Genomic DNA, 14692 nt, shown 5'->3' on the forward strand with positions numbered 1-14692 from the left:
CATTTCCCCCTTTTTATAGGACACATTTCCCGAGAGGAATGTGTCCTACTTTTTTTGTGTACATATGTTTCTCCTGTCATATTTATTACTCTTCAAATTATGAAATTTATGAGAACTTAAAAAGAATTTTTCTGTTTTCTGAATGTTGCGATGCTTAAGTCTAGGAACTTTGATAAACTAATATAATAATTAATATCAACACCTTGGAGGTTACATAATGAGTCGAAAAGCAAAAGTTGGATTTGTAGGAACTGGAGTTATGGGCAAAAGTATCGTTAAACATTTGCTTGCTGCAGGTCATGAAGTATCAATTTACACACGTACGAAAGAGAAGGCAAAAGATTTACTAGATTTAGGTGCAAAGTGGGCAGAGTCGCCTGGTGAAGTTGCTGTTCAAGTGGAAGTCATTTTCACAATGGTTGGTTATCCATCAGACGTTGAAGAAATCTATTATGGAGATACAGGCATTTTTGAAAACGGCAAGCCAGATCTGATTGCTATCGATTTGACAACATCAACACCAACTCTTGCTATAGACCTTTACAAAAAAGCACAAGCAGTTGGTATGAGTTCACTTGATGCCCCCGTTTCTGGAGGAGATGTTGGAGCAAAATCAGGTAAATTATCGATTATGGTCGGAGGAGACAAAGATGTTTTCGATAAAATTCAGCCGATGTTTTCTTTATTCGGTGAGAATGTAGTTTATCAAGGCAAGGCAGGAGCGGGGCAACATACAAAAATGGCAAATCAAATCGCTATCGCTTCCACGATGATTGCGGCTTGTGAAGCTATTACCTATGCAAAAGAGGCTAAGCTCGATCCAGAATTGGTTTTAAAATCAATTACGACAGGTGCTGCAGGATCATGGTCATTAACAAATCTAGCGCCACGAATGTTAAAAGGTGATTTTGAAGCTGGTTTTTATATGAAACACTTTATTAAAGACATGGGCATTGCTCTGGATGAATCCCGAAAAATGAATGTAACACTTCCTGGTTTAGAAATGGCTTATTCCATGTATCGGAACTTGGCAGAGCTAGGTTTTGAAAATGAGGGAACACAAAGTTTAATAAAGGCGTACGACAAATAGAATAAAAATAGTGGGGTGTTAGAGTGGACCAGCAACAAACGACTCCTCGGAGTCCAATAGCTCTTTATCTATCATTACCGATTTTATCTTGGGCCTTTTATGATTTTGCTAACACGATATTTTCATCTAATATTAACACTATTTTTTTTCCTTTCTATACTGATGAAGTCATTGGAACCAGTGAAGCAAGACAACAAGTTGCCAGCACGTTTGTTTCGTATGCGAATGCAATCGCGAGTTTTTTCTTAGTCATGTTTTCTCCTTTATTCGGTGTGTGGATTGATCGAACAGGATACAAAAAGAGATTTATCGTGTGGTTTGCTTCAATATCAATCATCGCCACTTTTATGATGGGGGTGTTTGGGGGAATTGAAAGCGATTCACTCTTGTGGGGAGTTCCACTGTCCTATGCCTTAGTTGTTATTAGTTTTGTTATAGCAAAATTCTTTTTTAATTCGAGTCTTGTATTTTATGATTCCATGATGAGTGATTTAGGTTCGAAACAAGAGATGCCATTAATATCCGGATTTGGAGTAGCGGTGGGGTATATCGGTACAATCCTTGGGTTACTTGTTTATTTGCTTGTTAGTGATGGTGAATTTCACAGAGCATTCATTCCAACAGCCATTTTATATTTGCTGTTTTCGTTGCCATTATTTTTTATAAACAAAGATACACCTATACCTAAAAATCAACGTGTCAAAGGTTCATTCTTTGATGGCTACAAAGAGATTATCAGCACTTTTAAGGATATGAAATCTCATAAATCCGTTTTTACATTTATGATTGCATTTTTCTTTATTAACGATGCGATTGCCACAACAATAGCTATGATGGCGATTTATGCCACCGTTATAGTTGGTTTTTCACCTGGACAGTTCATTATTCTTTATCTGGTATCCACTATTTCCACCGTTATAGGTTCTTTTGTATTCGGCTATATAACCAAACGCATCGGAGCCAAAAATGCTGTCACCATAGTTGCTATTCTTATGATTGTCTCCCTATTTGTAGCAGTTTTTGCTTATGATCAGTGGATGTTTTGGATTGCGGGAAGTATGTTCGGTGTTTCTCTAGGTTCTATGTGGGTCACATCTCGTACACTCATTATTGAATTGTCACCGGAAGACAAACGCGGTCAATTTTTCGGACTGTTTGCGTTTTCAGGTAAAGTATCGTCTATCATTGGTCCAGTCCTTTATGGGACGATTACGTATCAACTTCAAGATTATGGACCACTTGCAAGTCGTATTGCATTATCAACATTGATTATAATGACCGTTATTGGATTAATCATTCATTTGCGTTTAAAACATGATTCAACTGACCCTAAAGTGGGTTAAATTAATAAAGAGAAATGCCGGAACCACTTTGATGGGTTCCGGCTTTTTTGTAAATATATAAATTAATCTAAATAAGAGCTTCCAAACGTATATGAACGATTTTTTAAAGGTTGTTTTTTAGACATAGGGGTGGGAGCATGTGTGGGTTTTTTCTTTATTATTGTCTGAGATAAGCCTGTATATTCACTTAGAAGTTGTTTGGCTATATTCAAACTCATTCTTCTTTGTGGATTACGGTAGTTATCATCCAAATGACCCAAATGTGTCAGACTTTGAAAATCTTCTTTTTTGGGTAATAGATGAAAGTAATAATCAGCACATTGAACTAATACAGAAGATTGCTGTTGACTAAATCGAGGGTTTTTCACAAAGTGTAGTCCCAATTTTTTTGCACGTCCGGTTTCAATCATCTTTTCAATGGTTAATCTTTTTAATTCATAAAGAAATTTGTTATCAGTTGCAGTTTTTGCATGACGATTAACAGAATAAATAGCGGCAGCTAATTGTTCATCAGTCCTATTTGGTTTCATGGAATCCCACCCTTCGTGTCGTAGAAAACGAGTAATAATGCAAGAATAAGGAAAAATTCAGAGCATTCAATTAAATATTATCATACCAATTTCTTCCCAATATGTATAGATGAATTCAAAAAAATGTGGAAAAGGTGATAAAAATGAAAAAACAAAAAACAGCTATATTAGATATTGGGTCTAACACGATCCGCTTAGTTATTTATTCTTATGATGAAAGAAGAGGTCTACGCGAATTCGAAAATATAAAAACCGTAGCTCGTTTACGAACCTATATACAAACTAATGGTGAAATGTCTGAAGAGGGGATTGAATTACTTCAAAAGATTTTATTATCTTTTCGTCAAATGTTAGATGATTATGATGTGCAAGAAGTCTTAGTAACGGCGACAGCTGCTGTTCGTCAAGCATCAAATCAAAATGAGATACTTAAACGTATGAAAAAAGAAACGGGTTTAGATATAGATGTGTTAACAGAAGAAGAAGAAGCGTATTTTGGTTTTGTTGCGGTGTCACATTCCGTACCAACAAAGTCTGCGGTAACGATTGATATTGGTGGAGGTAGTACTGAGATTACATATTTCAAAGAAAAGAAATTGCAGAACACACATAGCTTTCCTTTTGGAGTTGTTTCACTAAAGCAACATTTTATGCAAGGTGACCGGATGACATCTGTAGAAAAAGAACAATTGGCTTTGTTTACAGAAGCTCAATTTCGTTCCCTGCCTTGGCTTAATGGGTTGAAATTACCTGTCATCGGGATTGGTGGTAGCGCTCGAAATATTGCTCAAATTGATCAGCAAAGAAAAGAATATCCTTTTTCGAGCGTTCATCAATATAAGATGAAGGTGCATGATGTTATTACATTGAGTGACACATTGTCAGATTTATCTATAGAAGAGTTGAAGAAAATTGAAGGTTTATCAAGTGATCGAGCAGATATTATAATACCTGCGCTAGAAGTTTTCAGAGCATTGATGAAAGTGGTAAAGTCTGAAGATTTTATGTTTAGTGGTAAAGGATTAAGAGAAGGTATCATGCTAAACCGTATTCTACAAACGCATCCGGAAGAATTAAATAAACATGAAGTATTTAAACACAGCAGTGAAACGTTAGCAGCTGAATATGAAATAAATCTCAAAGAAGCGAGACATCTCCAATTTTTAGCGAGGAAAATTTATTTGGAGTGCGTGAAGAATCGAATCATCGAACAGTCGCCTGCAAACTTGCTATTGCTTGAACGAGCAGCATCCCTTTTCTATTTAGGAGAATACATTGATGCGGATTCTGCAAGTCAACATACCTTCTATATTTTAACTAATCGTTCTATTGACGGTTTAGAGCATTTGGATCGCTTGAGATTAGCACTCGTGGCTTCGTATAAAAACAAAGATACATTTAAAGTGTACGCAGCTCCATTCGAACAATGGATTGAAAAAGGAGAACTAAAAAGTTTGAGAGAGTTGGGGGCGATATTAAAATTTGCCTATGGCTTAAATGGTTCAAAACGATCAATAGTAAACGATTTATCAATTGAATCTTCGCAAGACGGTGTTCGAATGAAGATTTTTGTAAGTGGAAATGCTATGGCTGAAGAATATCAAGCAGGTAAACAGAAAAAACATTTAGAGCGTTTATGTAAGTGTGAGGTCACTTTGGAATTTGTAATGAAGGATGGAGATTCGCATGACTGAACAACAAGCACTTTTTGAAAAAGATAACCCTTCATACTACAACAATCGTGAACTTAGTTGGTTAGCTTTTAATGAACGTGTTCTTCAAGAAGCTGAAGATGAACGGAATCCTTTAGTTGAACGATTGAAATTTTTAGCCATTTTTAGTTCGAATTTGGATGAATTTTTCATGGTACGAGTAGCGGGCCTTCAAGATCAAGTGAGAGTAGGGTTTCAAAAACCGGAAAATAAAGCCGGTTTAACTCCAAAACAACAGCTTGAAAAAATTGCTCAAAAAACACATGCATTGGTCAAACGGCAATCGCGCGTTTATCAGTTGCTTGTTTATGAACAATTAAAACAACAAGATGTACAGGTATTAAAGATGGCTGAACTTTCTAAAACACAAAAAATATATACACATAACTTCTTTGAAGAACATGTTTTCCCGGTATTAACCCCAGTTGCAGTGGATGCATATCGACCGTTTCCAACACTCTTAAGTAAAACAATGAATATTATCATCATTCTTGAACAGCAAAATGGAGAAGAAACTAATGAAAAAGTGGCTATTGTTCAAGTTCCATCCGTTTTGAAAAGGATGATTAAAGTCCCTTCTAAAAAAGGAGATACGTTTGTTTACTTGGAAGACTTGATTATAGATCAAATAAATTCGTTGTTTTTTGGATATAAAGTAAAATCAGTCACCGCTTTTAGAATGACCCGAAACGCGGATCTTACAATTCACGAAGAAGGTGCCCGAGACTTATTAGTAGAAATTGAAAAGGAGTTAAAAAAACGAAAATGGGGAGCAGCTAGTCGTTTGGAAGTTCGAGCAAATGAAATTAATCAGGAAGTATTAAGTTATTTACTTAATGAACTTGAAATTCATAAAGATGATGTCTTTAAACTTGAATGCCCAATAGATTTGACATTTTTATTTAGCTTTATTAAAGAAATCAAAGTTGGTCGAGAACAGTTAGAGTTTGAAAATTTCATACCACAACCACCTGTCGATTTGACATCGGATGAAGATATTTTTACAAAAGCATTGCAGCAAGATTTATTTTTCCATCATCCGTATGAATCTTTTGCACCTATTATAGAATTTATATCTGAAGCGGCAGATGACCCCAATGTATTAGCGATTAAACAGACTTTATATCGAGTAAGTGGAAACTCTCCCATGATTCACGCGCTCAAAAAAGCGGCAGAGAATGGCAAGCAAGTAACGGTATTAGTTGAATTGAAAGCAAGATTTGATGAAGAGAATAACGTTCACTGGGCAAAAGAATTAGAACAGGCCGGATGCCTTGTTATTTATGGTATGCATAATTTAAAAACACATTCAAAAATCACATTAGTGGTTAGAACACAAAATGATCGTATTGAACGATTTGTTCATTTAGGAACAGGAAATTATAATGATCAAACTGCAAAAATCTATACGGATATGGGGATTATCACTACTAGGAAAAAATTTGGCATCGATGCAACCAATTTCTTTAATTATTTAAGTGGCTATACCGAAAAACCTGTTTTTCATCATCTAGTTGTCGCTCCTTATGATATTAGAGATGAATTTATGAAATTGATTGATCAAGAAATTGTCCTTCATAAGGAACATGGCAATGGGTATATTCGAGCAAAAATGAATTCACTTACGGATAAAGATCTAATTATTAAAATGTACGATGCTTCAATCGCTGGAGTTAAAATCGATTTAATTATTCGAGGTATTTGTTGTTTACGCCCTCAAATTAAAGGGATTAGTGAACATATTCGGGTCATTAGTATTGTTGGACGTTTTCTGGAACACTCGAGAATCTATTGGTTCCATCAAAATGGGGGAAATCTTGTATTTTTATCTTCTGCAGATATGATGACAAGAAATATGATTAAACGTGTGGAAATTCTTTTTCCTATCGTCGATCCGTTTATTAAAGAACGAATCATGAATGTTATATTACTTCAAATGCAAGATACTGCGAAGTCACGTGAACAAGATGAACATGGTGAGTACCACTATCGTTTCCCGAATAAGCATGAAGAAATAATAAACAGTCAGGAAGAATTATTAAAATTGGTATATCGTGTTTCAAAAGATGAAGAATAATGCTTTTTCTCCTATATCTATATACTTTTGTGGAATAGTGATGGCATAATAGAATTATGAATGAATATTCAGAAATATTATAAGGGGGTATTAAAATGTTACTAAAAGACCAAACAATTATTATTACTGGTGGTTCAAGTGGAATGGGATTTTATATGGCGAAGCGTTTCGTAGAAGAAGGAGCAAACGTTGTTATTACTGGACGTGATTTAGAACGTTTAGAGACTGCACAAAAAGCAATTTCCCATGATTTTAATCATGTAGGCATTTTTCAAATGGATGTACGTGAACCTGAACATGTTAAAGCTATGGTCAATTATACGCACGACATGTTTGGACGGATTGATGGACTTGTTAACAATGCAGCAGGAAATTTCATCGTTCATGCAGAAAAACTTTCACCAAATGGCTGGAAATCAGTTATCGATATCGTGTTAAATGGCACTTTTTATTGCTCTCAAGCTGTAGGGAATTATTGGATTGAAAAAGAACAAAAAGGATCAATACTGAATATGTTGGCAACTTATGCTTGGAATGCTGGAGCTGGCGTAGCTCACTCTGCTGCAGCTAAAGCAGGTGTCATGTCTCTTACTCGCACCTTAGCAGTTGAATGGGGAACTCAATATGGCATTCGTGTTAATGGAATCGCTCCAGGACCAATTGAGCGAACTGGTGGTGCTGATAAGTTGTGGGAATCTGAAGAGGCTGCTGCACGAACATTAAAGTCTGTGCCACTAGGAAGACTTGGGAAACCAGAAGAAATTGCTGATCTTGCTGCGTTTATGCTTTCTGACAAAGCTGCTTACATGAATGGTGAGATTGTCACTTTAGATGGTGGACAATGGTTAAATAAATTTCCTTTTTAAGCTTAAAATTTAAATGTTAACCCATACTAATTCTACTCCATTGAAAGGATAGGATGAAAATGGGTTTATGGACATGGCCATTATTAGGCGTAATAGTAATTATCTGTGCAGTTGGATTTTATGCGACTAGAAGAATCATGACATTTGAAAGAGAGAGACAACAAACAAACGATTCACCAATTCCAGTCGCAGTAAAAGAGCATCCTTATACACTCAATCCAATCTTTTGGGTCTTTGCGGCTGCACTTATTTTTATATCAATTGTTATAGGTTATTATTACGCAACTTCTTCATCTTATTAGGTGAAGAAGTTTTTTTTGGAAAGGTTTACTTCAGTGTTTTTATCCTGAATATGATATGATAAATGAGTAGTATGCTGTTCACTGGTAGAACAGAAAAGGAGTAGAAGTGTATGATTTCGGTTACAAGCAGAGGTTTTTTGGATATGCAAATCGAAGAATTCATCATCTCGTCAGAAAAAGTAGCTCATGTACAAATGGGAAACAGTGCAGAACATGCTTTACTAGTATTAACGAAAACAGGGTATTCATCCATTCCTGTATTAGATACTAAGTATCGCTTAAAAGGATTAATTAGTACTCGGATGATAACAGATGCCATTTTAGGATTAGAACACATTGAATATGAGCGATTGCCAGATTTGAAAGTAGATCAGTTGATGCAATCACCCGTACCATCTATCCATATTGACGAAAAGTTTAAAAAAGGGCTCGATTTATTAATTGATCATCCATTCCTATGTGTAGTAGATGATGAAGAGACATTTGTAGGCATATTAACTAGACGAGTCGTCTTAAAACAATTAAAGAAACATATCTATCAAAATAATTAGTATTATGCAAAAATGAGAGAAGATTTCCATTGGAGATCTTCTTTTTCATTTGGCTTTGTTAAATTATATTGTTGCTTATCGTACATTTGCGCTAGTCGTACATTCTTCATGAGCCAACAAGTATGAAAACCACATACTTGTGGGTCTTACGCTTCACGCTCTTGCGGCATGCTAGGCGTAAAATGTACTCTTTCGTTTATTTTTAATATCAACAGCATTCTTAAACTTTGCCAATATAAAAAAAGCAGAAAGAGGCTGGAATAGCATCTTCGGCCGAACACCTACTTAAAGGAATCTTCTATTCTGTAGTTAACCAAACTTAATTTACTGTGTCCTTTCAAGTTACAAGGGAGCGAAGGATGCAAACCCGCCGCAGGATGATCTCAAAAAAAAGAGAGGTGGGCGAGTGACGCAGTCACAAGCCCATCCTCAGTGAATGGAATCAAGGTTTCGGTTTGTAGTTGTAGTGATAATTCTTAGATTGATTTTAATAAGATGTTTTGAAAATAAAGGCTAAGATAAACTATACTGTTGTCTATCGTACATCTACGCTTGCCGCACGTTACGCATGAGCCAAGAATGAAAACCACATTGTTGTGGGTCTCATTCTTCACGCTCGGCATGGCAGGCGCAAATGCACTCTTTCATTTGTTCTTCAATATCAACAGTATTAGCTTTTCGTTTAATTAAAACTTTAATTCACAAATAAAAGATATACATATCTAAGTTTTGAATGGAGTGAAATGAGTGACAACTAATGAATTTCAAATTATTAAAATTTTAGCTGAAGAGCGCAACATGAGAAAAGCGGCGGAACGACTTTTTTTATCTCAACCAGCATTATCCCAACGTCTTCAAACGATTGAAAAAGAGTGGGGAGCCCAACTTTTCCTTCGATCCCAAAAGGGTCTCACTGCAACTCCCGCTGGTGAAATTATCATCCAATTTGCTATTGATACCCTAGCAAAACAGGAAGAGATTTTTGAAATCCTACAATCTTTGACATCAAAAGTTCATGGGACCTTAAAAATTGCATGTGCTTCAATTGTTGGCCAGAATTGGTTACCAATGGTGTTAAAAGATTTCGTTACAAAATACCCCGAAGCAAAAATTTCTCTTATTACAGGTTGGAGCTCAGAAATTGTCAAAGCCTTGTATGACGGGGAAGCTCATATTGGAATTGTCCGGGGTCATACGGAATGGAAAGGTACAAAAATCCATTTATTTCGTGATACATTGTACTTGGTAGACCAAGAATTAAAAGAACTTGAGGATGTTTTGTCTACTGACAGACCCTTTATTCAATTTAAAAGTGACTCCAATTATTATCAAGAAATACAAGCTTGGTGGCAACGTCATTTTGCTTCAAGTCCAAGACGTCAAATCACCGTTGATCAAATTGAAACGTGCAAGCAAATGGCCTTAAATGGAATCGGTTACGCTATTTTACCTTCTATTACATTAAGTGGTTTAGAGAAGATTAATAAAATAGCTTTAACCAACCAAGCAGAAGAATTTGAATTGACGCGTGATACTTGGTTAATAGGGTATGAGTCAGCTTTTGAACTAAGGCAAGTGGAAGCTTTTGTCCAAGTTGTGAAAGAACATGCAGAAAAACTGCATGAATATACAAATTAAATAAGTGTATTGTGATACAATTTGTTGTACAATTAGTCCATATTTTGCAAGATTGAAAGGAGTTCATCAAAGATGAAACAAATGGATGCATATGAAATTATTTCTTATATTCAACATGCTAAAAAATCAACACCTGTAAAGGTTTATGTGAATGGTGAAAACTTAAAAGGACTTTCTTTTGGAGCTCAAACGAAAGTATTTGGCGAAGGAAATTCTCTAGTGTTATTTGGTGAATGGTCTGAAATTGAAACAGCTTTATCTACTCATAAAGATCAAATTACGGATGTAGTAGTTGAAAATGACCGTCGTAATTCGGCTATTCCATTAGTAGATTTAAAAGGTATCAACTCTAGAATTGAGCCAGGTGCGTTTATCCGTGACCAAGTAGAAATCGGTAACAATTGTATCATTATGATGGGTGCTGTAATTAATATTGGCGCTGTTATTGGTGATGGTTCAATGATTGATATGGGCGCAATTCTAGGTGGACGTGCAACAGTCGGTAAAAATTGTCATATTGGAGCAGGAGCTGTTTTAGCAGGTGTCATTGAGCCACCTTCAGCAATGCCGGTTATTGTTGAAGATGATGTTCTGATAGGCGCAAACGCAGTTGTTTTAGAAGGCGTGAAAATCGGAAAAGGTTCAGTCGTTGCAGCGGGTGCAATCGTAACAAAGGATGTTCCTCCTTATACAGTAGTTGCAGGTATGCCTGCGAAAGTTATTAAAGAAATTGATGATAAAACGAAATCAAAAACAGAAATCATGCAAGAACTTCGTCAATTGTAGGATTCGATGATGAAAACTCTTCAACAAATTCGGCGTGATTTACATCAAATTCCGGAAATTGGATTTCAAGAATATAAAACACAAGCTTATTTATTAGAGGAAATATATGCTTTGAATCAACAGCGTTTAACAGTGGTGAAGTGGAAAACTGGAGTGCTAGTGCATGTAAAAGGATTAAATCCAACTAAAACAATCGGTTGGAGATCGGATATTGATGGACTCCCTATAGATGAACAGACAACAATTGAGTTCGCTTCTGAACATGATGGTTTTATGCATGCATGTGGTCACGATATTCACATGACAGTAGCTCTTGGGTTGTTAAGACGAATAAATGAAGAGCCGATAACTGATTCCATGGTGTTTCTCTTCCAACCTGCTGAGGAAGGACCAGGAGGTGCTTTGCCAATGCGAGAATGGTTGAAAAAAGAGCACCCTGAGTTCCTACCTGATGCAATATTTGCTTTTCATATCGCACCAGAGTATCCAGTGGGAACTGTTGCAACTCGTCCAGGTTTATTATTTGCGAATACCTCAGAGTTATTTATCGATCTCAGTGGAGTTGAGGGACATGCAGCTTTTCCACATCGTACAAAAGATATGTCGGTGGCAGCAGCTAGTCTGTTATTGCAACTTCAAACGATCGTTAGTCGTTCAATCAATCCTCTAGACTCAGCAGTCGTGACGATTGGTAAAATGACTTCTGGAACAGTTCAAAATATTATTTCAGGTCATGCACGATTAGAAGGAACGATTCGTACAATGGATGCACAAATCATGATAAATGTAAAAAATAGAATCGAAGCATTATGTAAGGCAACTGAAATTGCATTTGAATGCGAATTTAAAATAGACTATGGCTCGGGATACTATCAAGTTTTTAATACTCCAGAGATCACTTCAGATTTTTTGAAATTTGCGGAGCAAGATGCATTCACTACTTCAATAGAATGTGATGCAGCGATGACAGGAGAAGACTTTGGATTTTTCCTTGAGGAAATCCCAGGTATGTTATTCTGGGCTGGTGTCGATTCTCCATATGGACTACACAATGCCAAACTTAATCCTGATGAAAAAGTCATCGATTACCTCGTACCATTTGTTGAATCTTATTTACGTTCACTCTAAAATCATGAAAACGTTTAGTTGAAAGAGTGAGTGTACTCAGGTACGCACCGAAGTTCTGATTAATATCGCACATCCAAGATTTAGAGAACAGCTCGTTCACGAAGCAATTAAAATAGGATTCCTTCCGCAAAAGAACGTCTATGTAACAACTTGACTAAAAGGACTTCCTAAAATAAATTGAAGTCCTTTTAGTTATATATTTAACAACGCAAATAATTGTACGTATTCAACTTGTCGAATATATGCTTGAAGTCCTTCATAAGAGGGGCTTTTTTTATACCTACTTTCTAAATTAAAGGGGGTGTAGTGGAGGCTAGTGTTTAAAGGTGAAGCAAAGGTTGGAAATTATGTTACTTAATGAGTCACTTTTTAATTTTTGATAAATTTATTAAATAGTCAATTTGTTTTTGCAGTCTTACCAATTGTTTATCTTGGTCTTGTTGAAGTTGTTCTTCTTGTACTACTCCTTCAAATGCTATTGCTGCTGCATCTCCTAATGTAATTATTACTGAAGCAATTAGGGCAAGCTTAATTGCATTTATGAAATTCTAACCATTTTGACTAAGATATAAAAGTGGCGCGAAAAGCTATTTGAAATCATGTTTAATCAGGAGATTAAGATGTTAAATAAAAATAAATTAAGCAAAGATGAAAAAGTCTAGTATTTTGTTAAATTTATTGATGATGCTTCAAAAGGATATATAAATGATCTATTTAATTTAGTTGAAATCCATTATAAAGACCTATATTGGAAAGATAGATACTTTGCTTGAAAAAGGGTATTCTGGTGATTACAATCATCTAAGAGTAAAAAAATATAAACAACTTCTAATCAATTTGAGCAACAGAAAAGTGGAGGGTGAAAACGGTGTTTATCCAACAACCATTTGATGAGTTTTTAAGGTTTAATTACGAAAGAGTAAGTGATACGAGTTTGAAAGTTATTTTACCGATACAACCTCTATTTTTAAATAGTGCTGGGGTTGTTCATGGTGGAGTCATCTCTTCCCTGGCTGATGTTGCGATGTGTAACACATTTGAAGTGGATGTAAACAATAGACAAACAGTTGTAACAGTAGACCTTAAAATGACTTTTATCAAAGGAGCCAAAGGGGAATACTTAATAGCTCATGCAGATCAAGTAAAGAAAGGAAGAACACTTAGTCATGCAGACTGTTTAATCTATGATGAAAATAACAATTTAGTAGCAAAAGCTAATGGGATTTTTGCTAATTGTTAGTACCAAACTTCATAAATGGCGAGTATTTAAATGTTTTTCTTCTAATAAGAACAATAAGACTCACTCATTTTTTTCATTAGTCCCAGCTCCTAATTCTGGGATAAGATTATTGGTTGGATTCGGAGAGTTACGGGGCTTACGTTGATGTGGCATAAGTTTATCTACCGGAAAACTAAGTCCAAATGAAAAAGACCCCGGATATCTAGTACATATCAGAATTTAAATATGCTCGCTCTCAAATCATGATAACGATTAACAATTGAAACTAAAGTGAATTCATTTGAGTTAAGACACTACTTTGTTTAAAGTATAAAAGGGTATAGAGTAAATGATCAGGAGTTTTCCACGTTCGTGTTAGGAAAAAATGTAATTAGATTATCGGAGAGTGAAGGAATGACAAGATATTATTATTTAGATTACTTACGTATTTATGCAACTATTGCAGTTGTAACTATTCATGTATCGGCATCTATAGTTTCAGCAAATCCACTTGAAACGGATTTATTTAGGTGGTTTTCGGGAAATTTCTATGAGACACTTTCTCGAGCTTCAGTCCCTATTTTTGTTATGATTAGTGGTGCTTTGCTATTAAATGACAATCGATCACTTACGACACTTCAATTTTTAAAAAAGCGGGTTAGTAAAATAGTGATTCCATTAGTTGCATGGAGCATCATTTATTATTTAGCAAAGGCTTTCAAGAATATTAATGTGTATTCAATTAAAGAGTTTATATATCAATTTTTTACGGATAATATTGTTGCCCACCTATGGTTTATGTATACAATATTAGGCTTGTATTTAATTACACCTCTATTGAAAATTTTAGTTCGAAATGCAACTAAGAAAGATGTTGAATATTTCTTAGGGCTATGGATATTTGCTTCAATTATTGGAAAACTTATGGTTTATCTCATTGGATTTAGTTTATCAATAGAGCTATTTTTTGTGACAAACTTTGTAGGGTATTTCGTCTTAGGTTACTATTTATTTAAATATCAATTGTCTAAGAACCTTATTGGTTTTTCCCAAATCTCTATGGTTATTGGTTTGTTAGGAACATTCTTTTTCACCTATTATGGAACAATTAAAACCGGTGGAAACCTAGATCAATATTGGTATGCATATCATTCGATCACAGTGTTCATGATTGCAGTTGGGATTTTCATTTTATTTAAAGACATTTTGTATAAATCGAAACTAGACATTAATTCTAAACTAAATTGGTTTAGTCAATCTAGCTTTGGTATCTATCTAGTCCATCTGTTGGTTCTGAATTATCTTTTTTCTGCGATAATCGGTAAAGTTTGGGATCACCTCCATCCCATTATTGGAATCCCAGTAAATGTTGCAATAGTAATTATCATCAGTGCAATCATTACATTTATTATTCAAAAAATCCCGGTATTAAAAAAGATTATGCCTTAGC

The 14692-nt window shown here is 35.3% G+C and carries 13 protein-coding genes; 12 read left to right on the forward strand and 1 reads right to left on the reverse strand.

The window, feature by feature from the left end:
• Positions 1 to 217: 217 nt before the first annotated feature.
• Both C8K15_RS00910 and C8K15_RS00915 read left to right on the forward strand, forming a co-directional pair.
• Complete coding sequence (locus tag C8K15_RS00910; protein ID WP_108584378.1) at positions 218 to 1090, forward strand: NAD(P)-dependent oxidoreductase; 873 nt, start codon at positions 218 to 220, stop codon at positions 1088 to 1090.
• A 23-nt stretch (positions 1091 to 1113) separates the two neighbouring features.
• The gene (locus C8K15_RS00915) at positions 1114 to 2433 is read left to right on the forward strand and encodes an MFS transporter (protein ID WP_108584380.1); all 1320 of its coding nucleotides are present in this window, start codon (positions 1114 to 1116) and stop codon (positions 2431 to 2433) included.
• A gap of 62 nt (positions 2434 to 2495) precedes the next feature.
• Here the strand turns inward: C8K15_RS00915 and C8K15_RS00920 are convergent, their stop codons facing one another.
• Complete coding sequence (locus tag C8K15_RS00920) at positions 2496 to 2963, reverse strand: YkyB family protein (RefSeq protein WP_108584382.1); 468 nt, start codon at positions 2961 to 2963, stop codon at positions 2496 to 2498.
• Between the two features lie 143 nt (positions 2964 to 3106).
• Between C8K15_RS00920 and C8K15_RS00925 the strand changes: the two genes are divergently transcribed.
• The 10 genes from C8K15_RS00925 to C8K15_RS00975 all read left to right on the forward strand — a co-directional run bounded on the left by C8K15_RS00925 (position 3107) and on the right by C8K15_RS00975 (position 14691).
• Positions 3107 to 4657, forward strand: a complete 1551-nt coding sequence (locus C8K15_RS00925; protein WP_108584384.1) for a Ppx/GppA family phosphatase — start codon at positions 3107 to 3109, stop codon at positions 4655 to 4657.
• Positions 4650 to 6752 carry an RNA degradosome polyphosphate kinase gene (locus C8K15_RS00930; protein ID WP_108584385.1) on the forward strand — a complete coding sequence of 701 codons (2103 nt, stop codon included), beginning with the start codon at positions 4650 to 4652 and terminating at the stop codon, positions 6750 to 6752. The genes C8K15_RS00925 and C8K15_RS00930 overlap by 8 nt, the downstream gene beginning before the upstream one ends.
• Positions 6753 to 6847: 95 nt before the next feature.
• The gene (fadH, locus tag C8K15_RS00935; RefSeq protein WP_108584387.1) at positions 6848 to 7618 is read left to right on the forward strand and encodes a 2,4-dienoyl-CoA reductase; all 771 of its coding nucleotides are present in this window, start codon (positions 6848 to 6850) and stop codon (positions 7616 to 7618) included.
• 59 nt (positions 7619 to 7677) lie between these two features.
• Complete coding sequence (locus tag C8K15_RS00940) at positions 7678 to 7920, forward strand: hypothetical protein (protein WP_108584389.1); 243 nt, start codon at positions 7678 to 7680, stop codon at positions 7918 to 7920.
• A 110-nt stretch (positions 7921 to 8030) separates the two neighbouring features.
• A complete protein-coding gene (gene cbpB, locus C8K15_RS00945; protein WP_108584390.1) occupies positions 8031 to 8471 on the forward strand; it encodes a cyclic-di-AMP-binding protein CbpB in 441 nt (146 codons plus the stop codon).
• A 747-nt stretch (positions 8472 to 9218) separates the two neighbouring features.
• On the forward strand, positions 9219 to 10109 hold the full coding sequence (locus tag C8K15_RS00950; RefSeq protein WP_108584392.1) for a transcriptional regulator CcpC: 891 nt from the start codon (positions 9219 to 9221) through the stop codon (positions 10107 to 10109).
• Positions 10110 to 10181: 72 nt separating this feature from the next.
• Positions 10182 to 10895, forward strand: coding sequence for a 2,3,4,5-tetrahydropyridine-2,6-dicarboxylate N-acetyltransferase (gene dapD / locus C8K15_RS00955; protein ID WP_108584394.1), 714 nt, complete (start codon positions 10182 to 10184; stop codon positions 10893 to 10895).
• Positions 10896 to 10904: 9 nt separating this feature from the next.
• A complete protein-coding gene (locus C8K15_RS00960; protein WP_108584395.1) occupies positions 10905 to 12023 on the forward strand; it encodes an N-acetyldiaminopimelate deacetylase in 1119 nt (372 codons plus the stop codon).
• Positions 12024 to 12891: 868 nt separating this feature from the next.
• Positions 12892 to 13263, forward strand: a complete 372-nt coding sequence (locus C8K15_RS00970) for a PaaI family thioesterase (protein WP_108584397.1) — start codon at positions 12892 to 12894, stop codon at positions 13261 to 13263.
• Positions 13264 to 13656: 393 nt separating this feature from the next.
• Positions 13657 to 14691 (forward strand): acyltransferase, encoded by a 1035-nt coding sequence (locus C8K15_RS00975; RefSeq protein WP_108584767.1) that lies wholly within the window; start codon positions 13657 to 13659, stop codon positions 14689 to 14691.
• The last annotated feature ends 1 nt before the right edge of the window (position 14692 follow it).

This window comes from Paenisporosarcina sp. OV554 (assembly GCF_003058165.1).
Taxonomy (GTDB): Bacteria; Bacillota; Bacilli; order Bacillales_A; family Planococcaceae; genus Paenisporosarcina.